This is a genomic window from Pseudomonas sp. TE3728 (genome assembly GCF_056279145.1).
Map to the genome: position 1 here is coordinate 5,325,195 of NZ_JBWBQT010000001.1, position 20,851 is coordinate 5,346,045.

14 protein-coding genes, 3 tRNA genes, 3 rRNA genes and 2 pseudogenes are annotated in these 20,851 nt (G+C 57.0%); 11 read left to right on the forward strand and 11 right to left on the reverse strand.

Annotated features, from left to right (window positions below):
* Positions 1-235: 235 nt before the first annotated feature.
* The 6 genes and pseudogenes from ACZ89R_RS23280 to ACZ89R_RS23305 all read left to right on the forward strand — a co-directional run.
* Positions 236-1,774: ribosomal RNA gene (locus tag ACZ89R_RS23280) — 16S ribosomal RNA — on the forward strand.
* Between the two features lie 123 nt (positions 1,775-1,897).
* A tRNA-Ile gene (locus ACZ89R_RS23285) sits at positions 1,898-1,974 on the forward strand.
* A gap of 10 nt (positions 1,975-1,984) precedes the next feature.
* Positions 1,985-2,060: transfer RNA gene (locus ACZ89R_RS23290), tRNA-Ala, on the forward strand.
* Between the two features lie 230 nt (positions 2,061-2,290).
* Positions 2,291-5,182, forward strand: a 23S ribosomal RNA gene (locus ACZ89R_RS23295).
* 160 nt (positions 5,183-5,342) lie between these two features.
* Positions 5,343-5,458 (forward strand): 5S ribosomal RNA (gene rrf / locus ACZ89R_RS23300).
* Together the 16S, 23S and 5S rRNA genes with 2 tRNA genes alongside form the textbook arrangement of a ribosomal RNA operon.
* A 209-nt stretch (positions 5,459-5,667) precedes the next feature.
* A pseudogene (locus ACZ89R_RS23305) lies at positions 5,668-6,224 on the forward strand (transposase domain-containing protein); the annotation flags it as partial.
* Positions 6,225-6,893: 669 nt separating this feature from the next.
* Here ACZ89R_RS23305 and ACZ89R_RS23310 read toward each other — a convergent pair.
* Positions 6,894-7,685, reverse strand: a complete 792-nt coding sequence (locus ACZ89R_RS23310; RefSeq protein ID WP_429544454.1) for an MlaA family lipoprotein — start codon at positions 7,683-7,685, stop codon at positions 6,894-6,896.
* Between the two features lie 166 nt (positions 7,686-7,851).
* On the opposite strand from ACZ89R_RS23310, the gene ACZ89R_RS23315 reads away from it, so the two are divergent.
* Together ACZ89R_RS23315 and ACZ89R_RS23320 are read left to right on the forward strand one after the other, a co-directional pair.
* Positions 7,852-8,562, forward strand: a complete 711-nt coding sequence (locus ACZ89R_RS23315; protein WP_123498013.1) for a response regulator — start codon at positions 7,852-7,854, stop codon at positions 8,560-8,562.
* Entirely contained in the window at positions 8,559-9,917 is a 1,359-nt protein-coding gene (locus ACZ89R_RS23320) for a sensor histidine kinase (protein ID WP_429544453.1), read from the forward strand. Before ACZ89R_RS23315 ends, ACZ89R_RS23320 begins: the two co-directional genes overlap by 4 nt.
* A gap of 162 nt (positions 9,918-10,079) precedes the next feature.
* On the opposite strand, the gene ACZ89R_RS23325 is transcribed toward ACZ89R_RS23320, so the two are convergent.
* Genes ACZ89R_RS23325 through ACZ89R_RS23340 form a run of 4 tightly spaced genes read right to left on the reverse strand, consistent with a single transcriptional unit; the run spans position 10,080 to position 15,212 of the window.
* Positions 10,080-10,301, reverse strand: a complete 222-nt coding sequence (locus tag ACZ89R_RS23325) for a formate dehydrogenase subunit delta (RefSeq protein ID WP_218398552.1) — start codon at positions 10,299-10,301, stop codon at positions 10,080-10,082.
* Positions 10,298-13,180 carry a formate dehydrogenase subunit alpha gene (gene fdhF / locus ACZ89R_RS23330; protein ID WP_429544452.1) on the reverse strand — a complete coding sequence of 961 codons (2,883 nt, stop codon included), beginning with the start codon at positions 13,178-13,180 and terminating at the stop codon, positions 10,298-10,300. Before fdhF ends, ACZ89R_RS23325 begins: the two co-directional genes overlap by 4 nt.
* The gene (locus ACZ89R_RS23335) at positions 13,177-14,739 is read right to left on the reverse strand and encodes a formate dehydrogenase beta subunit (protein ID WP_429544451.1); all 1,563 of its coding nucleotides are present in this window, start codon (positions 14,737-14,739) and stop codon (positions 13,177-13,179) included. Before ACZ89R_RS23335 ends, fdhF begins: the two co-directional genes overlap by 4 nt.
* Positions 14,736-15,212 carry a formate dehydrogenase subunit gamma gene (locus tag ACZ89R_RS23340; protein WP_123498024.1) on the reverse strand — a complete coding sequence of 159 codons (477 nt, stop codon included), beginning with the start codon at positions 15,210-15,212 and terminating at the stop codon, positions 14,736-14,738. The genes ACZ89R_RS23335 and ACZ89R_RS23340 overlap by 4 nt, the downstream gene beginning before the upstream one ends.
* Positions 15,213-15,626: 414 nt before the next feature.
* Here ACZ89R_RS23340 and ACZ89R_RS23345 point away from each other — a divergent pair, with 414 nt between their 5' ends.
* Positions 15,627-15,968 (forward strand): potassium channel family protein, encoded by a 342-nt coding sequence (locus ACZ89R_RS23345; RefSeq protein WP_429544450.1) that lies wholly within the window; start codon positions 15,627-15,629, stop codon positions 15,966-15,968.
* A 156-nt stretch (positions 15,969-16,124) separates the two neighbouring features.
* Here ACZ89R_RS23345 and ACZ89R_RS23350 read toward each other — a convergent pair whose 3' ends face one another.
* The gene (locus ACZ89R_RS23350; protein WP_429544449.1) at positions 16,125-16,454 is read right to left on the reverse strand and encodes a hypothetical protein; all 330 of its coding nucleotides are present in this window, start codon (positions 16,452-16,454) and stop codon (positions 16,125-16,127) included.
* A gap of 152 nt (positions 16,455-16,606) precedes the next feature.
* Complete coding sequence (locus ACZ89R_RS23355; protein WP_429544448.1) at positions 16,607-17,509, reverse strand: LysR family transcriptional regulator; 903 nt, start codon at positions 17,507-17,509, stop codon at positions 16,607-16,609.
* A gap of 139 nt (positions 17,510-17,648) precedes the next feature.
* Between ACZ89R_RS23355 and ACZ89R_RS23360 the strand changes: the two genes are divergently transcribed.
* Both ACZ89R_RS23360 and ACZ89R_RS23365 read left to right on the forward strand, forming a co-directional pair.
* Positions 17,649-18,395 carry an SDR family oxidoreductase gene (locus tag ACZ89R_RS23360; protein WP_429544447.1) on the forward strand — a complete coding sequence of 249 codons (747 nt, stop codon included), beginning with the start codon at positions 17,649-17,651 and terminating at the stop codon, positions 18,393-18,395.
* A gap of 147 nt (positions 18,396-18,542) precedes the next feature.
* A complete protein-coding gene (locus ACZ89R_RS23365; RefSeq protein ID WP_429544446.1) occupies positions 18,543-19,238 on the forward strand; it encodes a glutathione S-transferase family protein in 696 nt (231 codons plus the stop codon).
* Between the two features lie 74 nt (positions 19,239-19,312).
* On the opposite strand, the pseudogene ACZ89R_RS23370 reads toward ACZ89R_RS23365, so the two are convergent.
* From ACZ89R_RS23370 to ACZ89R_RS23385, 4 genes and pseudogenes are all read right to left on the reverse strand, one after another.
* Positions 19,313-19,465: pseudogene (locus tag ACZ89R_RS23370) on the reverse strand (TetR/AcrR family transcriptional regulator); the annotation flags it as partial.
* A 99-nt stretch (positions 19,466-19,564) separates the two neighbouring features.
* Positions 19,565-20,065: a DUF3916 domain-containing protein gene (locus ACZ89R_RS23375; protein ID WP_476241478.1), complete on the reverse strand. Its 501-nt coding sequence runs from the start codon at positions 20,063-20,065 to the stop codon at positions 19,565-19,567.
* Between the two features lie 147 nt (positions 20,066-20,212).
* Positions 20,213-20,542, reverse strand: coding sequence for a hypothetical protein (locus ACZ89R_RS23380; RefSeq protein ID WP_192344164.1), 330 nt, complete (start codon positions 20,540-20,542; stop codon positions 20,213-20,215).
* Positions 20,543-20,705: 163 nt separating this feature from the next.
* Positions 20,706-20,790 (reverse strand) — tRNA-Leu (locus ACZ89R_RS23385).
* Between the last annotated feature and the right edge of the window lie 61 nt (positions 20,791-20,851).

Consider the following 20,851-nt stretch of genomic DNA (forward strand, 5'->3'; position numbering starts at 1 on the left):
AAATAACCGCTTGACAGTAACAGAGGCTGCTGTAGAATGCGCGCCTCGGTTGAGACGAAAGATCTTAACCAACCGCTCTTTAACAACTGAATCAAGCAATTCGTGTGGGTGCTTGTGGAGTCAGACTGATAGTCAACAAGATTATCAGCATCACAAGTTACTCCGCGAGAAATCAAAGATGTAACCAACGATTGCTGAGCCAAGTTTAGGGTTTCTTAAAAACCCAAAGATGTTTGAACTGAAGAGTTTGATCATGGCTCAGATTGAACGCTGGCGGCAGGCCTAACACATGCAAGTCGAGCGGCAGCACGGGTACTTGTACCTGGTGGCGAGCGGCGGACGGGTGAGTAATGCCTAGGAATCTGCCTGGTAGTGGGGGATAACGCTCGGAAACGGACGCTAATACCGCATACGTCCTACGGGAGAAAGCAGGGGACCTTCGGGCCTTGCGCTATCAGATGAGCCTAGGTCGGATTAGCTAGTTGGTGAGGTAATGGCTCACCAAGGCGACGATCCGTAACTGGTCTGAGAGGATGATCAGTCACACTGGAACTGAGACACGGTCCAGACTCCTACGGGAGGCAGCAGTGGGGAATATTGGACAATGGGCGAAAGCCTGATCCAGCCATGCCGCGTGTGTGAAGAAGGTCTTCGGATTGTAAAGCACTTTAAGTTGGGAGGAAGGGCAGTTACCTAATACGTAATTGTTTTGACGTTACCGACAGAATAAGCACCGGCTAACTCTGTGCCAGCAGCCGCGGTAATACAGAGGGTGCAAGCGTTAATCGGAATTACTGGGCGTAAAGCGCGCGTAGGTGGTTCGTTAAGTTGGATGTGAAATCCCCGGGCTCAACCTGGGAACTGCATTCAAAACTGACGAGCTAGAGTATGGTAGAGGGTGGTGGAATTTCCTGTGTAGCGGTGAAATGCGTAGATATAGGAAGGAACACCAGTGGCGAAGGCGACCACCTGGACTGATACTGACACTGAGGTGCGAAAGCGTGGGGAGCAAACAGGATTAGATACCCTGGTAGTCCACGCCGTAAACGATGTCAACTAGCCGTTGGGAGCCTTGAGCTCTTAGTGGCGCAGCTAACGCATTAAGTTGACCGCCTGGGGAGTACGGCCGCAAGGTTAAAACTCAAATGAATTGACGGGGGCCCGCACAAGCGGTGGAGCATGTGGTTTAATTCGAAGCAACGCGAAGAACCTTACCAGGCCTTGACATCCAATGAACTTTCCAGAGATGGATTGGTGCCTTCGGGAACATTGAGACAGGTGCTGCATGGCTGTCGTCAGCTCGTGTCGTGAGATGTTGGGTTAAGTCCCGTAACGAGCGCAACCCTTGTCCTTAGTTACCAGCACGTGATGGTGGGCACTCTAAGGAGACTGCCGGTGACAAACCGGAGGAAGGTGGGGATGACGTCAAGTCATCATGGCCCTTACGGCCTGGGCTACACACGTGCTACAATGGTCGGTACAGAGGGTTGCCAAGCCGCGAGGTGGAGCTAATCCCAGAAAACCGATCGTAGTCCGGATCGCAGTCTGCAACTCGACTGCGTGAAGTCGGAATCGCTAGTAATCGCGAATCAGAATGTCGCGGTGAATACGTTCCCGGGCCTTGTACACACCGCCCGTCACACCATGGGAGTGGGTTGCACCAGAAGTAGCTAGTCTAACCTTCGGGAGGACGGTTACCACGGTGTGATTCATGACTGGGGTGAAGTCGTAACAAGGTAGCCGTAGGGGAACCTGCGGCTGGATCACCTCCTTAATCGACGACATCAGCTGCTCCATAAGTTCCCACACGAATTGCTTGATTCATTGAAGAAGACGATAGAAGCAGCTTTAAGCTCCAAGCTGATAGCTCAACGCTAACAGTTACAAGCTCGAAATTGGGTCTGTAGCTCAGTTGGTTAGAGCGCACCCCTGATAAGGGTGAGGTCGGCAGTTCGAATCTGCCCAGACCCACCAATTTTGTTATGGGGCCATAGCTCAGCTGGGAGAGCGCCTGCCTTGCACGCAGGAGGTCAGCGGTTCGATCCCGCTTGGCTCCACCATAAACTGCTTCGACACGTTTGAGAGTTTAGAAATGAATATTCCGCTGTGAATATTGATTTCTAGTCTTTTGATTAGATCGTTCTTTAAAAATTTGGGTATGTGATAGAAAGATAGACTGGACGTTACTTTCACTGGTAACGGATCAGGCTAAGGTAAAATTTGTGAGTTTAATCGCGAATTTTCGGCGAATGTCGTCTTCACAGTATAACCAGATTGCTTGGGGTTATATGGTCAAGTGAAGAAGCGCATACGGTGGATGCCTTGGCAGTCAGAGGCGATGAAAGACGTGGTAGCCTGCGAAAAGCTTCGGGGAGTCGGCAAACAGACTTTGATCCGGAGATGTCTGAATGGGGGAACCCACCTAACATAAGTTAGGTATCTTAAGCTGAATACATAGGCTTAAGAAGCGAACCAGGGGAACTGAAACATCTAAGTACCCTGAGGAAAAGAAATCAACCGAGATTCCCTTAGTAGTGGCGAGCGAACGGGGACTAGCCCTTAAGTGGCTTTGAGATTAGCGGAACGCTCTGGAAAGTGCGGCCATAGTGGGTGATAGCCCTGTACGCGAAAATCTCTTGGCCATGAAATCGAGTAGGACGGAGCACGAGAAACTTTGTCTGAATATGGGGGGACCATCCTCCAAGGCTAAATACTACTGACTGACCGATAGTGAACTAGTACCGTGAGGGAAAGGCGAAAAGAACCCCGGAGAGGGGAGTGAAATAGATCCTGAAACCGTATGCGTACAAGCAGTGGGAGCCCACTTTGTTGGGTGACTGCGTACCTTTTGTATAATGGGTCAGCGACTTATTTTCAGTGGCGAGCTTAACCGAATAGGGGAGGCGTAGCGAAAGCGAGTCTTAATAGGGCGTCTAGTCGCTGGGAATAGACCCGAAACCGGGCGATCTATCCATGGGCAGGTTGAAGGTTGGGTAACACTAACTGGAGGACCGAACCGACTACCGTTGAAAAGTTAGCGGATGACCTGTGGATCGGAGTGAAAGGCTAATCAAGCTCGGAGATAGCTGGTTCTCCTCGAAAGCTATTTAGGTAGCGCCTCATGTATCACTGTAGGGGGTAGAGCACTGTTTCGGCTAGGGGGTCATCCCGACTTACCAAACCGATGCAAACTCCGAATACCTACAAGTGCCGAGCATGGGAGACACACGGCGGGTGCTAACGTCCGTCGTGAAAAGGGAAACAACCCAGACCGTCAGCTAAGGTCCCAAAGTTATGGTTAAGTGGGAAACGATGTGGGAAGGCTTAGACAGCTAGGAGGTTGGCTTAGAAGCAGCCACCCTTTAAAGAAAGCGTAATAGCTCACTAGTCGAGTCGGCCTGCGCGGAAGATGTAACGGGGCTCAAACCATACACCGAAGCTACGGGTATCACTTAGGTGATGCGGTAGAGGAGCGTTCTGTAAGCCTGTGAAGGTGAGTTGAGAAGCTTGCTGGAGGTATCAGAAGTGCGAATGCTGACATGAGTAACGACAATGGGTGTGAAAAACACCCACGCCGAAAGACCAAGGTTTCCTGCGCAACGTTAATCGACGCAGGGTTAGTCGGTCCCTAAGGCGAGGCTGAAAAGCGTAGTCGATGGAAAACAGGTTAATATTCCTGTACTTCTGGTTATTGCGATGGAGGGACGGAGAAGGCTAGGCCAGCTTGGCGTTGGTTGTCCAAGTTTAAGGTGGTAGGCTGGAATCTTAGGTAAATCCGGGATTCTAAGGCCGAGAGCTGATGACGAGTGTTCTTTTAGAACACGAAGTGGTTGATGCCATGCTTCCAAGAAAAGCTTCTAAGCTTCAGGTAACCAGGAACCGTACCCCAAACCGACACAGGTGGTTGGGTAGAGAATACCAAGGCGCTTGAGAGAACTCGGGTGAAGGAACTAGGCAAAATGGCACCGTAACTTCGGGAGAAGGTGCGCCGGTGAGGGTGAAGCATTTACTGCGTAAGCCCACGCCGGTCGAAGATACCAGGCCGCTGCGACTGTTTATTAAAAACACAGCACTCTGCAAACACGAAAGTGGACGTATAGGGTGTGACGCCTGCCCGGTGCCGGAAGGTTAATTGATGGGGTTAGCTAACGCGAAGCTCTTGATCGAAGCCCCGGTAAACGGCGGCCGTAACTATAACGGTCCTAAGGTAGCGAAATTCCTTGTCGGGTAAGTTCCGACCTGCACGAATGGCGTAACGATGGCGGCGCTGTCTCCACCCGAGACTCAGTGAAATTGAAATCGCTGTGAAGATGCAGTGTATCCGCGGCTAGACGGAAAGACCCCGTGAACCTTTACTATAGCTTTGCACTGGACTTTGAATTTGCTTGTGTAGGATAGGTGGGAGGCTTTGAAGCGTGGACGCCAGTTCGCGTGGAGCCAACCTTGAAATACCACCCTGGCAACTTTGAGGTTCTAACTCAGGTCCGTTATCCGGATCGAGGACAGTGTATGGTGGGTAGTTTGACTGGGGCGGTCTCCTCCTAAAGAGTAACGGAGGAGTACGAAGGTGCGCTCAGACCGGTCGGAAATCGGTCGTAGAGTATAAAGGCAAAAGCGCGCTTGACTGCGAGACAGACACGTCGAGCAGGTACGAAAGTAGGTCTTAGTGATCCGGTGGTTCTGTATGGAAGGGCCATCGCTCAACGGATAAAAGGTACTCCGGGGATAACAGGCTGATACCGCCCAAGAGTTCATATCGACGGCGGTGTTTGGCACCTCGATGTCGGCTCATCACATCCTGGGGCTGAAGCCGGTCCCAAGGGTATGGCTGTTCGCCATTTAAAGTGGTACGCGAGCTGGGTTTAGAACGTCGTGAGACAGTTCGGTCCCTATCTGCCGTGGACGTTTGAGATTTGAGAGGGGCTGCTCCTAGTACGAGAGGACCGGAGTGGACGAACCTCTGGTGTTCCGGTTGTCACGCCAGTGGCATTGCCGGGTAGCTATGTTCGGAATAGATAACCGCTGAAAGCATCTAAGCGGGAAACTAGCCTCAAGATGAGATCTCACTGGGACCTTGAGTCCCCTGAAGGGCCGTCGAAGACTACGACGTTGATAGGTTGGGTGTGTAAGCGCTGTGAGGCGTTGAGCTAACCAATACTAATTGCCCGTGAGGCTTGACCATATAACACCCAAGCAATTTGCTGACCTGAAGAGGCACCAGATTGCGGTGTGTGAAGACGAACCGAACCGAAAGTTTGTGACACTCACAAAACACCCAACTATCACATACCCATTCGCTGGAGCGTGAACCCGCAAGGGCCCACGACCTGGCTACCGAATTTCTTGACGACCATAGAGCATTGGAACCACCTGATCCCATCCCGAACTCAGCAGTGAAACGATGCATCGCCGATGGTAGTGTGGGGTTTCCCCATGTGAGAGTAGGTCATCGTCAAGATTAAATTCCGAAACCCCTATCTGCGTATGCAGGTAGGGGTTTTGTTTTGTCCGCAGGAAAGTTCGTACAGCATTATCGGACCGCTCCTGTCTGATTGCGATGCTGTTCCGTTAGTGTTTATCGATGTTGATTGTAAGGGGGGGCGGCGAACACACCTTCCGAGGCTGGCCGATAAGGGCGATTGTGGGATACCGCTTTACCGTGATCAGCAGGTACCCGTTCCGGCGCAGGTCATCGATAAGGGCATCCCTACAGCCGGACTACTAGCCCACGTCATGATCGCGAAATTTGCTGACCATCTGACTCTTTATCGTCAGGAATCGATTTTCGGTCGTGCCGGCTTGGTCATTCCACGTTCAACCTTGGCTCAATGGATTGGCGTTACCGGCGTGCAGGTGCAGCCTCTGGTCGAGCGCTGCGTGACGTAGTGCTCGGGCAGCAGGTTATCCATGCCGATGAAACACCCGTGCAGATGCTCGTTCCGGCGAACTCGGCGTCACCGAGATCGGCTGCATGGCCCATGCGCGGCGTAAGTTCTTCGAGCTGCACGCGACCAACAAGAGCATGCTCGCTACGCAGCGGCAAACGGGCGGCAGCGATCATGAGTTTGATCCTGCCTGCGCGCATAAACGGACACGATCCGTATGCCTATCTGAAAGATATGCTGAAGCGATTGTCGATACAGCGGGCCAGCGAAATCGGGCTACTGATACCGCATCAGTGGGTACCGGCCAGACTTACGCGAGATGAGTCAGGCGTACACTGACCGCATACGGTCAGTCTCGACGATTAATTCTTTGAGAACACCCTATAGCCATGAAGACACAGCCTGGTATCCAAAAGCCAGGATTTCCGGTGCCTAAGCCTACTGCAAGTAGCGAGACGCCGATTGCGAGCATGATGCGTTTTCCATAACTGAAAGATCCATTAATAACTGACTTGAATTTAGCATGGACCCATCGCAGTAGCGGCAAAGAAATCGTCATGCTTGCAGGAACCGAGGGATTCATCAGATCGGAATGATGAGTTAAAAATCGTAGATATCTCCATGCAAGATGGGATGCGCGGACGGTTACTGTGGAACCACCGATTATGGTGAAGAGGTCTGCGTTGCACTTGGCCTGACATAAGCGGCGGGATGACGACCGGAAGGTCTCCATCCTCCGCATCATCACCCTGAAATCAAGGCTGCGACTGGCTGTCCGCTCTCATGATCTGTGCCTCACCATTGGCCACGAGCCAACGAACCACTTCGGTAACCGACACTGTATGGCTACGCTCTATCCAGCGCACTAGTGCCGGCCCGTAGTGTTCGGTGTATCGGCTGAGCACCAGTTGGCGACAGTCCGCTGACAAACGAAGGGTAATTTCGCGACAGTGCAGATTGGCCGGGTCGTCCTGCGTCACCCGTTGCTGCAGAACCAGCCTATTGCTCTCAGAACCCATCAGCCGGTGCTCCTGTGCATTGAGAGGTGGTGTTCTCTGGTGAGCCTTGTTTGCCATCGGCCACGTAAGCAGCACGATGCTCGGCCACCACATTACGCAACGCGCTGTAGTAGTCCGGCAATTTTTGCAGGCTGTCGGTCAGCGGTAAGGCTTCTGCCCGACCATCAACGATTCCACCGACAGTGCTGATAGTGGAGAGTGTCTCCACGGTATCGCTATTGCTGCCGAACGGATCGACCACAAAGCCGAGCACGCGGCCGGCGGCGTCGCGACTGTTGGAGGTCCCGAGCAATGGCAGCTCGACGATCGGACCGTTGCCGATGCCCCACACGCCGAAGGTCTGGCCGAAGTCCGAGTCGTGGCGCGGGATACCGGCCATGCCGGAGACATCGATCAAGCCCACCACCCCTACCGTGGTGTTGAGCGCGAAACGTCCCAGAGTATTGACCGAGCGCATCGGGTTGCCTTGCAGCAGGTCATTGATAAAGACCTTCGGCTCACCGAAGTTCGCCACAAAGTTATGCACACCGGTCTGGAAAAAGTCCGGCGTGTAGCGGTAGCCGCGCGCGACCGGCGCCAGGGCGTAATCATCAACCACCCGGTTAAACGCGAAGACGCCCCGATTGAACGGTTCTGCCGGGTCGTACACCGAATAGGCGGTATCGGCGCAGGCCACGTCGGTGTTGGGCTGCGGCTGGCTGCTGCAACCCGTCAGCCCTGCGGCCAACACGGCAATTGAGGTGTTGCGGGTCAACCAGGGAGCACACTTGAAAGGCAACATGGACGCAAGTCTCAGGAGGAATTCGCCGTGATGCTGAGCTCCAATCCTTGCGCCAAGATGTCTGGTTTATTGCGACGCTGACGCTTTATTTCAGAGTTGAAATATATGACGCGCGGCCATGAATGGTTTTAGATGGCGGTTCCATTCGCCCCTTAAGTGACCTTCGGTGAACAGCCTTTTAATTGTTGACGACGACCTTGAAGTCCTTGATCTACTGAAAAAATTCTTCGTGCAACACGGCTACAGCGTCGAGGTCGCCACAGACGGTGCGTCGCTGTGGGCGGCCATAGAGCGCCAGGCGCCGGACCTGATCATTCTGGACGTGATGTTGCCCGGAGACAGCGGCCTGATCCTGTGTCAGCAACTGCGGATTCGACACGCAATACCGGTGATTATGCTGACGGCCATGGGTGAACTCAGTGACCGGGTGGTCGGCCTGGAACTGGGTGCCGATGATTATCTGACCAAACCCTTCGACGCCCGTGAACTGCTGGCCCGAGTACGTGCTGTGCTGCGTCGTGTGGACGAGCGCCGGCCGGTGCCGCAAGAGCGGCCACGGCCACTGATTGATTTTGCCGACTGGCATCTGGACGTCACCCGTCGTGAACTTCGCTCGCCGGACAACGTGATGATCCCGCTGTCGGCCGGCGAGTTCGACTTGCTGTTGGTCTTCGTCGAACACCCCCAACGCATTCTTACCCGCGAGCAATTGCTGGACCTGGCGCGCGGGCATTGCCATGACGCGTTCGATCGCAGCATCGACGTTCAAGTCAGCCGCCTGCGGCGCAAACTTGAGTCCGACACCAAACGGCCGGCAATGATTCGCACCGTGCGCAATGGCGGTTACCTGTTCACGCCCAGCGTGACGCGGCGATGAGCTGGTTGAAGCGGATTCGCGCCCGAGACTGGCCGCAAGATACGGTTGCGCGCTGGATCGCGTTGACGATCATCCTGGCCATGCTCATTTCACTGGCGCTCAACGGGCTGTTTATCCAATTGGCCGGCGTGTGGGCACGCCCACCGTTGACCGAAATCGGTTTGCTGGAAAAAGCCGCTGCCATCACCCGCGTCATCGAGGCCGCCCCAGCGCCATTGCGCAACCCATTGGCACAAGCCGCCAACGAGAACGGCTTCACTGTCACGTGGCACCCTGATCGGCACGATCTCAATCTGCCGACAGTGGACGATCCGAAGTCTGACATTGGCTCGACCATCCTGCAGCCAATGCTCAGAGCCCCTGACCGGCGCATCGAAGCCTACGAACCGGCCGACTGGACGGAGCACGCGGAGGACGCGCATTACGCGCTGCTGATCGAGCTATCGGATTCATCATGGCTGATGTTCTCCGCGCCCTCGCGCAGTTGGGGGCTCGACGAAGCGCCACGCTACCTGATCGTCATCCTGCTGGTGCTGATCTCCACCGCATTGGTCGCGCTGATCGCCACCCGACGCCTCGCCACACCTTTGCAGCGCTTCGCCGAAGGCGCCCGCCGCTTCGGTGTGGACTTCCGCGCACCGCCGATCGAACCGCTCGGCCCCCACGAAATCCGCCAGGCCATTCTCGCGTTCAATGCCATGCAGGCCCAGTTACAGCACTTCATCCGCGATCGTACGCAAATGCTCGCCGCCATCTCCCATGACCTGCGCGCGCCCCTGACGCGGATGCGCTTGCGAGGCGAATTCATCGAAGACAACGAGCAACAGCAACGGCTGTTTCGTGACGTGGATGAAATGCAGGCAATGATCAACTCGGCGCTTGAGTTCTTTCGTGATGATGCGCGGCTTGAACCGGCGACCCAGTTTGATCTGGCGGAACTGCTGCAAACGTTGCTTGATGATTATCGGGATCAGGGCGTCGACATTACGTTCAGCGGGCCGCTGCGGTGGGTGTATTTCGGGCGCCCGTTGGGGCTTAAACGGGTGATTACCAACTTGCTCGACAACGCTATCAAGTACGGCAGTGAGCCGGGCATTGAACTGATCCCGAGCGCCGGCCAAGTGCGGATCAAAATACTGGATCGTGGGCCGGGCATACCAGATGCCTGCCTTGAACAAGTGTTTGTGCCGTTCTTCCGGATGGAAGGCTCGCGCAACAAAAGCACGGGGGGTGTTGGTTTGGGGTTGTCGGCGGCGCGGGCGATTGTGCTCGAACACGGAGGCAACCTGACACTGCGCAATCGGTCGAAGGGCGGATTGGAGGCGTTGGTGGTGTTGCCGGTGCAGCCAGGCTGATGATTCGGACTACCACGGGACCAATGCTGATGAGTAGCCCCTGTGGGAGCGAGCCTGCTCGCGAAAGCGGAGTGTCAGGCGCCATATAGGTCGATTGACACTCTCTCTCGCGAGCAGGCTCGTTCCCACAGGTTTTTCGGTCAGGCTTAAGGTCGTGTGAACCTAAGCCTCCCAGCCCGCCCCACTGACCGCCGCCTGCGCCAGTGGGTGCAAGTCTGTCCCCTGATGCGCCGTCTGCCAGGCCAGCAGCTCCTTGCGCATGCCAGGCGTCCAGTACATCTGCAAGTGATTACGCACGCCGAGCACGGCCTGTTTCTGGTCCGGCTCGCTGGCGAAATACTGGGCGATCTGGTTGGCCATTTTGATCAGGTTATCGGTACTCATCGGCGTACCTCCGCTTTAGCGCCACGCGCCTGGCGGCGTTCGTCGAGCAGACGTTGTTGTTCGTCGCTGAACGCCTGATAGCGTTTTTGCCATTCGGAAGGGTGATAGACACGGCTGACTTCCACGGCGGTGACCTTGTACTCCGGGCAGTTGGTGGCCCAGTCGGAGTTGTCGGTGGTAATAACGTTGGCCCCCGACTCAGGGAAGTGGAACGTGGTGTACACCACGCCCGGGGCGACTCGTTCGGTGATCCGCGCACGCAGTACGGTCTGTCCGGCGCGGCTGCCAATGCCGACCCAGTCGTCTTCGTTGATGCCACGGCTCTCGGCGTCGGTCGGGTGGATTTCCAGGCGGTCTTCGTGGTGCCAGGCGACGTTGTCGGTACGCCGGGTCTGGGCGCCGACGTTGTACTGGCTGAGGATACGCCCGGTGGTCAGCAGCAGGGGATAGCGGCTGTTGACCTTTTCCTCGGTGGGCACGTAACCGGTGAGCATGAAGCGCCCCTTGCCGCGCACGAATTCCTCGATGTGCATGGTCGGCGTGCCGTCCGGTGCCGCGGCGTTGCACGGCCATTGCAGGCTGCCGTGGCGATCCAGTTCGGCGTAGCTGACGTTGGTGAAGGTCGGCGTCAGGCTGGCGATTTCATCCATGATTTCTGACGGGTGCTGGTAACTCATCGGGTAACCCAGGGCGTTGGCCAGCGCCATTGTGCCTTCCCAGTCGGCCTTGCCGCCCAGCGGCTCCATGACCTTGCGCACCCGGGAGATGCGTCGCTCGGCGTTGGTGAAGGTGCCGTCTTTTTCCAGGAACGAACTGCCCGGCAGGAACACATGAGCGAACTTGGCGGTTTCGTTGAGGAAGATGTCCTGCACCACCACACATTCCATGGCCGACAGCGCCGCGGTGACGTGCTGGGTGTTCGGGTCGCTCTGGGCGATGTCTTCGCCTTGGCAATACAAGCCCTTAAAGCTGCCGCCCAAGGCCGCCTCGAACATGTTGGGAATGCGCAGGCCAGGATCGGGTTGCAGAGTGACGTTCCACGCCTGTTCGAACTGCGCCCGTACCTCTTCGTTGGAGATGTGCCGGTAGCCGGGCAGCTCGTGGGGGAAGGAGCCCATGTCGCAGGAACCCTGAACGTTGTTCTGCCCACGCAGCGGGTTCACGCCCACGCCTTCGCGGCCGATGTTGCCGGTGGCCATGGCCAGGTTGGCGATGCCCATGACGGCGGTGCTGCCCTGGCTGTGCTCGGTGACGCCCAGGCCGTAGTAGATCGCCGCGTTGCCGCCGGTGGCATACAGACGAGCGGCGGCACGGATGTCGGCAGGTTCTACACCGCAGATGGCGCCGAGGACTTCCGGCGAGTTTTCCGCGCGGCTGACGAACTCGCTCCAGTGGGCGAAATCCGTTCCTTCGCAACGGGCGTCGATGAAGGGCTGATTGAGCAGGCCTTCGGTGACGATGACGTGGGCCAAGGCGTTGAGCATGGCAACGTTGGTGCCCGGACGCAGGGCCAGGTGCAGTTCGGCGCGGGCATGCACTGAGTCCACCAGATCAATGCGTCGTGGATCGATGACGATCAGCCGCGCGCCTTCACGCAGGCGGCGTTTGAGCTGGGAGGCGAACACCGGGTGGGCGTCGCTGGGGTTGGCGCCCATCACCAGAATCACGTCGGCCTGCATCACCGAGTCGAAACTCTGGGTGCCGGCGGACTCGCCCAGGGTTTGTTTCAGGCCATAACCGGTCGGCGAGTGGCAGACCCGCGCACAGGTGTCGACGTTGTTGTTGCCGAAGGCGGCGCGTATCAGTTTTTGCACCAGGTAGGTTTCTTCATTGGTGCAGCGGCTGGAGGTGATGCCGCCAATGGAGTCACGGCCGTATTTTTGCTGCAGTCGGCGGAATTCGCTGGCGGCGTAGGTCACCGCTTCATCCCAGCTGACTTCCTGCCAAGGGTCGTTGATGTGCTTGCGGATCATCGGCTTGGTGATGCGATCCGGGTGAGTGGCGTAGCCCCAGGCGAAGCGCCCTTTGACGCAGGAGTGGCCGTGGTTGGCCTGGCCGTTCTTGTCCGGAACCATGCGCACCAGTTGGTCGCCTTTCATCTCGGCGCGGAACGAACAGCCCACACCGCAATAGGCACAAGTGGTGATCACGCTGCGTTCGGGCTGACCCAGTTCGACCACGCTTTTTTCTATCAGCGTCGCGGTCGGGCAGGCTTGCACACAAGCACCGCAGGACACGCATTCCGACTCCAGGAAGTTGTCGCCACCGGCGGCCGCGACCCGGGATTCGAAACCGCGCCCGGTAATGGTCAGGGCGAAGGTGCCCTGGGTTTCTTCGCAGGCGCGCACGCAGCGGTTGCAGACGATGCACTTGCTTGGGTCGTAGTCGAAGTAGGGGTTGGAAGTGTCCTTCACGTCGGCCAGATGGTTGTCGCCTTCATAGCCGTAACGCACTTCCCGCAGGCCGACCTGACCGGCGACGGTTTGCAGCTCGCAGTTACCGTTGGCCGAGCAAGTCAGGCAGTCCAGCGGGTGATCGGAGATGTACAGCTCCATGACGTTGCGGCGCAGGGTGGCAAGCTTCGGTGTCTGGGTGTGCACGCTCATGCCTTCGCTGACCGGCGTGGTGCAGGACGCCGGATAACCGCGCATGCCGTCGATCTCCACCAGGCACATGCGGCAGGAGCCGAAGGCTTCCAGGCTGTCGGTGGCGCACAGTTTGGGAATGGTGGTGCCCAGCAGCGCGGCGGCGCGCATCACCGAGGTACCTTCGGGCACGCTGATGCTGCGGCCATCGATGTTGAGGGTGACTTGCACCTGGCTGTCGCGGGCAGGGGTACCCAGGTCGATATCGGTTTTCGGGTCGAAGAGAGTGATCATTGGTCGGCCTCCGAGGACTGCAGACCGAAGTCGGCGGGGAAGTACTTGAGGGCGCTGACGACCGGATAGGAGGTCATGCCGCCCAACGCGCACAGCGAACCGTATAGCAGGGTGTCGCACAGGTCCTTGAGGATGATCACCTGCTCATCACGACTGTCCTGGTCAGGCGCGGCCAGCAGGCGGTCGATCACCTCCACGCCCCGGGTCGAGCCGATGCGGCAGGGGGTGCATTTGCCACAGGATTCCTCGGCGCAGAACTGCATCGCGAAACGCGCCATGTGGGCCATGTCCAGGCTGTCGTCAGCCACCACCACACCACCGTGTCCGAGCATGGCGCCGATGGCGGCGAAGGCTTCGTAATCCAGGGGCGTGTCGAATTGCGACGGTGGCACCCAGGCGCCGAGCGGGCCGCCCACCTGCGCAGCCTTCAGCGGCCGGCCACTGGCCGTCCCGCCGCCGTAGTCTTCCACCAGTTCCCGCAGGGTCAGGCCGAAAGCCCGTTCCACCAGCCCGCCGTGACGAATATTGCCCGCCAATTGGAAGGGCATCGTGCCGAGGGAGCGGCCCATGCCGTAATCGCGATAGAACTGCGCGCCCTTGGCCAGAATCAGCGGCACCGAGGCCAGGGTCAGCACGTTGTGTACCAGAGTCGGCAGGCCGAACAGACCTTGCAAGGCGGGGATCGGTGGCTTGGCGCGAACAATCCCGCGCTTGCCTTCCAGAGAGTCCAGCAGCGCGGTTTCCTCTCCGCAGATGTAAGCGCCGGCACCGACGCGCACTTCCATATCGAAGGCCTGGCCGCTGCCGCCGACATTGGCGCCCAGGTAACCGGCGGATCGGGCGATGTTCAGCGCTGCACGCAATGTGGCCACGGCATCCGGATATTCCGAGCGCACATAGATGTAGCCGTAAGTGGCGCCGACGGTGATGCCGGCAATGGCCATGCCTTCGATCAGCAGGAAAGGGTCGCCTTCCATCAACATGCGATCGGCGAAGGTGCCGGAGTCGCCTTCGTCGGCGTTACACACAATGTACTTCTGCGCAGCCTGGGTGGCGCGCACCGTGCGCCATTTGATCCCGGCCGGAAAGGCTGCGCCGCCACGGCCACGCAGGCCTGAATCGAACACCTCAGTCGCGGTCTGTTCGCCACCGAGGGTGACAGCTCTTTTCAAACCCTCGAAACCGCCATGATCCAGGTAATCGTCCAGGTACAGCGGCCGGGTGATGCCGGCGCGGGCAAACAGCAAGCGTTGTTGTGTCTTGAGATACGGCAATTCTTCCACCAGGCCCAAGGCCAGTGGATGCGCGGACGGCTCGCCTTGCAACGCATCGAGCACGGACGGCACATCGGCGGCGGTCAGCGGACCAAAGCCGATACGGCCTTGCGGGCTGTCCACCTCCAACAGCGGTTCCAGCCAATACAAGCCGCGCGAACTGGTACGTTGCAATTCCCGGGGAACAAAGCGTCCCCGGGCGTGGGTGATCAGGGCTACCGCAACCTCTTCGGTACCCACGGCACGGGCCAGCGAATCACGGGGCAGATAGAAAGCCGGCATCATGCGTCCTCCCTGCAACTATCGAGCAATGCATCCAGACGCTCGGCACTAAGCCGCGCATGCACCCGGCCATCCAATTCCAGGGCGGGCGAGCAGGCGCAAGCGCCGAGGCAATACACCGGACGCAAACTGATGCTGCCGTCGGCGCTGCTGCCGTGGTCGTCCAGTTGCAGGCGTTCGCGCAATTGCGCCGCAAGCTGCTCGGCACCGCGACTCTTGCACGACTCGGCCCGACACAGACGCAGAATATGTCGGGCCGGAGGCGCGGTGCGGAAGTCATGGTAGAAGCTGATCACCCCGCGAACCTCGGCCTGACTCAGGTTGAGGGCGTGGGCAATCTCGGGGATGGCGGCATCGGGGATGTAACCGATGCCCTCCTGAATCTCATGAAGGATCGGCAACAGTGCGCCGGGGGAGCGTTTATGGCGCTCCAGCAGGCTGTTGACCATAGGCAGGTGCAACATCTCATCAGGCATACAGCATTCCTCACGATCACGGACAAACCAGGCGGTTGTCAGTTGTCCGAAAGTGTCGGCTGCGGCAGTCACACCACGTCACGGTATCGTGGCATTTTCAGGCCGTTGGCCAGGCACCCTGAGCGGGCATCTTGTTGAGCCCGGTGCGGTCTTTGCCGCACCTCTTCAGGGCATAACAGGCAGCTTGCCATGCTGCCTTTGATTCATCTGCACCAAAGCGACGTGTTCGATTCTGTCTACGACTCCCTGTTAAGTCTAGAAGAGCGCAGCCCGAGGCGTTCACTCACTGAATATCTTTCGGATAATCCTTGAGCGCGATGAGCGAGGCATCGTGCCCGCTTGTGCCAAGCTGAAAGGATGTTGAAACGCCGTGTATTCAATTCCCGGTCAGGTTAACCCCAAGAGGTCCATGACATGAACATCACTCATGCATCGCACGTCCGTCGCGAGTTCTACAAAGCAGTCAGGTTCTACTTTCACGTTGTCTGGCCAATTTTTTCCATCCTGCTGTTTTTGATTGTGCTGTTCGGCCTGATCATCAGCTTTCTGGAAGGATGGGATCCCTTTGACGGTATCTACTTCGCGTTCGTGACCGGCCTGACCATCGGTTATGGAGAACTCGTCCCCAAACTGGCCGTCTCGCGGATATTGGCGATTTTGCTGGGATTTAACGGGGTGCTGATGACGGCGATATTTGCGGCGATCAGTATTCGGGCGATTGAGATTGCGGTGCGGGCGACAGGTCAGGCGGAGTAGGGGAAGCGGCGGCGTAGTGGAAAATGCACTATGAAGTCATGCTCACGTTGTTCATTTGAAAAACAGGGAAAGACAGATGATTGATTTCGACAAGACGTGGCTTCTCGCCTGGATGCTCCTATCGGGCGTACCCGTGTTTAGGCAGGCCCCCTTTATTCATTGGATGTCTTTCAAGTAGTCCATAAGAGCGATGAGCGGGACATCCAGCTGTGGGATCGTCTGGGCAGCGCTGAAATCTGCCGCCAATCGATGCAGTTCGCGACCGAGGACTGTATTAACTCCGCCTATGGCCACCAACGCCAAGTCCATACAATGCGCCACTCTAAACTGGATACCCTCGACATCACCCCTACGCACCAACAACCCAAACACCTCCCGCTCATAATCGCTCATGATCGGATCGTCCCGCAGAATCGGGCTTTCACCGTCCGTTTCATAAGCCAGCTTGAGGGCGAAAAGGGCAACGGTTTCCAGTGGCAATTCCATTGGTGTGAATCCTTGATTCGTTAGCCGAGCGGTTTCGGGTTTGGCGTTGGAGAGCAAGATCAAAAGATCGCAGCCTTCGGCAGCTCCTACGGGGTGGCGGGGCGAGGTCACTTTTTTGCAGACGAAAAAAAAGGCCTTGCAGACTACTGCAATTATGATGGTTTGGGTTGATCGTTAAATGCAGATTTTTTTGCGAACACCTCGGCGATGAAATCCATGAATACAATGGCCCTTTTGGGGAGAAGCCGGTCGGCAACGTAAATGACTTGCACGGGGACAGCCGGAGCTGCGTAGTCCCTAAGCAACACCCGCAGATTGCCATTTTTCAGCCCTTCCTCGTAAAGCCATTCGGGCCCCTGTGCGATCCCCAGTCCCTCGTTTACACACTCTCGTATGGCCTCAGGTGAGTTGACCCGAAGCCTGCCAGAAACGGGAACATCGATATCCCGAAAGCGCCATGTGGTGCCTGTCGACAGCAGGGTGTAGATCAGGCAATCGTGCGTTCTCAGATCATTGGGCGTCGTGGGGATTCCGCGTTTGGCCAGGTATCCCTTGCTGGCAACGCATACACGCTCGAACCAGCCTAGCGGCCGGGCACGCATTGCGCTGTCTTCCAGATGTCCGATGCGGATCGCCAGTTCAGCCCCTTCGTCGACCAGATTCACATAGCGATCATTGATCTGCAGGTCGAGCGTCAACTCTGGATAGCGCTCCAGAAATGTGGATACATGCGGCACCACGAATGCATGGGCTAGCGCGGTCGGGCAGGCGACTCGCAACAATCCGGACGGGGCGACGTTCTCCCTGAAGGACGACTCCGATTCTTCCACGGCATCGAGAATGCGCCGGGCATCTGCGTAATAGCGTTCTCCTTCGGGGGTGAGGGCAAGCTTTCGTGTGGATCGGTGAAGCAGCCTGGTTTGCAAATGATCTTCCAGCGCCGCCACATAGCGGCTGACGTTAGGCTGCCCCAGCCCCAGGTCACGCCCCGCAGCCGAGAAGCTTCCTGTCTCAACAGCGCGAACAAAGCAGGTCATCAGCAGTAGTCGATCCATCTAGGCCTCTCATTCATGCAATATAAGCATGAAATGTATTCGAATAGGCCATCTTATCAATGCACAGGTATGAATACATAGTTTCCCTCTGGCAGGTCAGTACATCGACTGACCGTGAAAAACCGAAAAGGAAACTTACATGTCCCGATTGCAAGGCAAACGCACTCTCATCACCGGCGGCACCAGCGGCATTGGCCTGGAAACGGCTAAGCAGTTCCTCGCCGAAGGCGCGCGCGTGATCGTTACCGGAGTCAATCCGGAGTCCATCGCAAAGGCCCAGGCGGAACTGGGAAGCGAAGTATTGGTACTGCGTGCTGACTCAGCCAGCATCGATGCGCAGAAGGAACTGGCGCAGGCCGTTCAGACTCACTATGGCCAACTCGATGTTGCCTTTCTCAATGCAGGCGTATCCGTTTGGCTGCCGATCGAAGAGTGGACGGAGGAAATGTTCGATCGCTCCTTCGACATCAACGTTAAGGGGCCGTACTTTCTGATCCAGGCATTGCTACCAGTCTTCGCGAACCCTGCGTCGGTGGTTCTCAATACCTCGGTTAGTGCACACCTCGGCGCCGCGCGTTCATCAGTTTATGGCGCGACCAAGGCCGCGTTCCTGAACATGTCGAAGACGCTTTCTAGCGAACTGCTCCCGCGTGGTATTCGCGTCAATGCAGTCAGCCCTGGTCCGATTGATACGCCGCTTTACGACAAGCTCGGTATTCCCGATGCCTATCGCGAACAGCTCAACCAGGATATCGCAGCGACCATTCCGTTCGGCCGGTTTGGTACGCCCGAGGAAGTGGCCAAGGCCGTGCTGTACCTGGTGTCAGACGAGTCACGATGGACGGTTGGCTCGGAACTCATCGTCGACGGTGGCCGCTCGCTTTAGCTGCCAACGATACGCGAAGGAACGTCTCCTGCGCTTTTACGGAAAACTGATTGCCACTCAGGCTTTCTTGAAGTCACGGACGTAGCTTCTATACGGCCCGCTCCCACTCGTGGCGGCGGGCTTTGATTCTTCAATGGGTCTATTCCAATGCCACAGTCACAGTTCACACTCGTCAGCCATCCGTTATGCCCATTCGTGCAGCGAGTGGCCATCGTGTTACTCGAAAAAGGTATTACCTTTCAGCGTATCGATGTCGACCTTCGCGACAGGCCAGACTGGTTTCTGGCGATGTCGCCAATCGGTAAGGTTCCGCTGCTCAAGGTTCCAGACGGCAATGAAGGCGAGTCCGTTCTATTCGAGAGCGTCGCCATTTGCGAATACCTGGAGGAGGTGTACCCGGAACCTGCGTTACATCCAATGAATGCGTTGATCCGAGCACAACACCGTGCATGGATCGAATTCGCCTCTGCCACACTGGCGGATGCATGGGGATTTTTGAACGCCACCGACCAGCAGACAGCCCTTGGCAAATCTGCAGCATTGAGAGGAAAGCTGGAACGATTCGACAGTGAAATATCGGACGGCCCTTATTTCTCCGGCGAGAGGCTCAGCATGGTCGACATCGCCGTGGCTCCAGTTTTTCGCTACTTCGACATACTTGGATTCGAGCCCAATCATCAGTTGTTCGATGGACTGAGTCGAGTGGCTGATTGGCGTCGTGCGCTGGCCAGCCGTTTCAGCATTCAGGCGGCAGTTGCAGAGGACTATGCCATCCGGTTCCGCAAGCACTTGCAGGAAGCAAGAGCACTCTTGGCTACTGCATCGGAAACGCATCCCCTTTGAATGCCGATGCGATAGCGCCGCCGCTAGCTTGGCCAGCAGGGGCGCTGGCCAGGCTGGCCGGGGCAATTAAGCTCCTAATCGCCAGCGTGGTCGGTGCCGCCGTGCGCGGCAATGAACATGGCGACGGCCGACCGGCAATAGGATTCGATTTCGTTGTCGTCCTCTGCTCTCGCCTCATCGAAGCGCGCGATAATCAGGAGATCGGATCCTTTGAAAAGCGCGGCAAACTGGAAAAGGGGACAGATTTATTATTCACGCACTCGGGTCAAGTGATGCCTGCCAGCTCACCACAATCCCTGTGGGAGCGAGCCTGCTCGCCAAAGCCGTTAGGCCGGCTCCCCGATGCACCACCACTGTACTGCGACTTCATCGTCAGGTTGAGTTACATCATGCCCGTGCTCGATGAAATTCGCTGGTGTGTGCAACGCAAGAGCATGACTGATCCGCTCTGGCATGAGAGCGTTAGTTTCACCGAGAAAACCCAGATAATAGTCCCGGTCATAGAAGACGGTGACCTCGCTTTGATGAACCCATGGCCACACCAGTAGGCAAGCGACGCGATAGTAACCCTGTGAGTGATCAGCAGCGTTGGACAGGTGGTTAGCGGCTTCGAGCAGTTGCTGAATGCAGAAGGCCTGAACTTCGACCCTGGCTTGAGGGCCTTGAACCAAGGCCGCGTGTACCGGGATCTTCCAATGTGTGTAGCACTCCATGTGCATGGATCGCGGGTGAAACTCGTCGCGAAAACTGGAGGCCCAGCGTTCCAGAGCGCGAAGGCGTCGGGGAATGCCTCTGAGTGGCTTGTTGCTGAGGGCGATTTGCCGCATTGATACGTCCTTGTGATGCCGAAAAAGTCTTTCGTTGCTGTCTGCTGACGCAATTGAAAAGTGGGCAGATATATTTCCATATCAGCCAAGACCCCAGCCACTACTAGTCGGTGTAAAGGGTTACTAAACTTGCCCTGGCCCGCTCACTCACTGAATGTCTTTCAAGTAATCCTTAAGCGGAATGAGCGGCGCATTAAGCTGCTCCATTGTCCGCGCACTGCTGAAATCAGCTGACAACCGTTGCAGCTCTCGCCCCAGCGGCGTATCAGCCCCGCCTATAGCGTCCAGCGCCAAACCTACACAATGCGCCACTCTAAACTGAATCCCCTCGACATCACCCCTACGCACCAACAACCCAAAAACCTCACGCTCATAATCACTCATGATCGGATCATCCCGCAGAATCGGGCTTTCCCCCTCCCTCTCATAAGCCAGCTTGAGGGCGAAAAGGGCGACTGTTTCCAGTGGCAATTCCATAGGTGTGAATCCTTGATTCGTTAGCCGAGCGGTTTCGGGTTGTGGCGTTGAAAAGCAAGATCAAAAGATCGCAGCCTTCGGCAGCTCCTACGGGGTGGTGGGGCGAGGTCACTTTTCGATAGGCGAAAAAAAAGGCCTTGCAAAGCAAGACCTTTCTTAATTTTGGTGCCCCGAGGGAGACTCGAACTCCCACTCCTTTCGAAAACGGATTTTGAATCCGCCGCGTCTACCAATTCCGCCATCAGGGCTCAATGGCGGCGAAGTATAGAGATGAGATAACCGTTGGTCAATCAGGTACATGGAGAATTT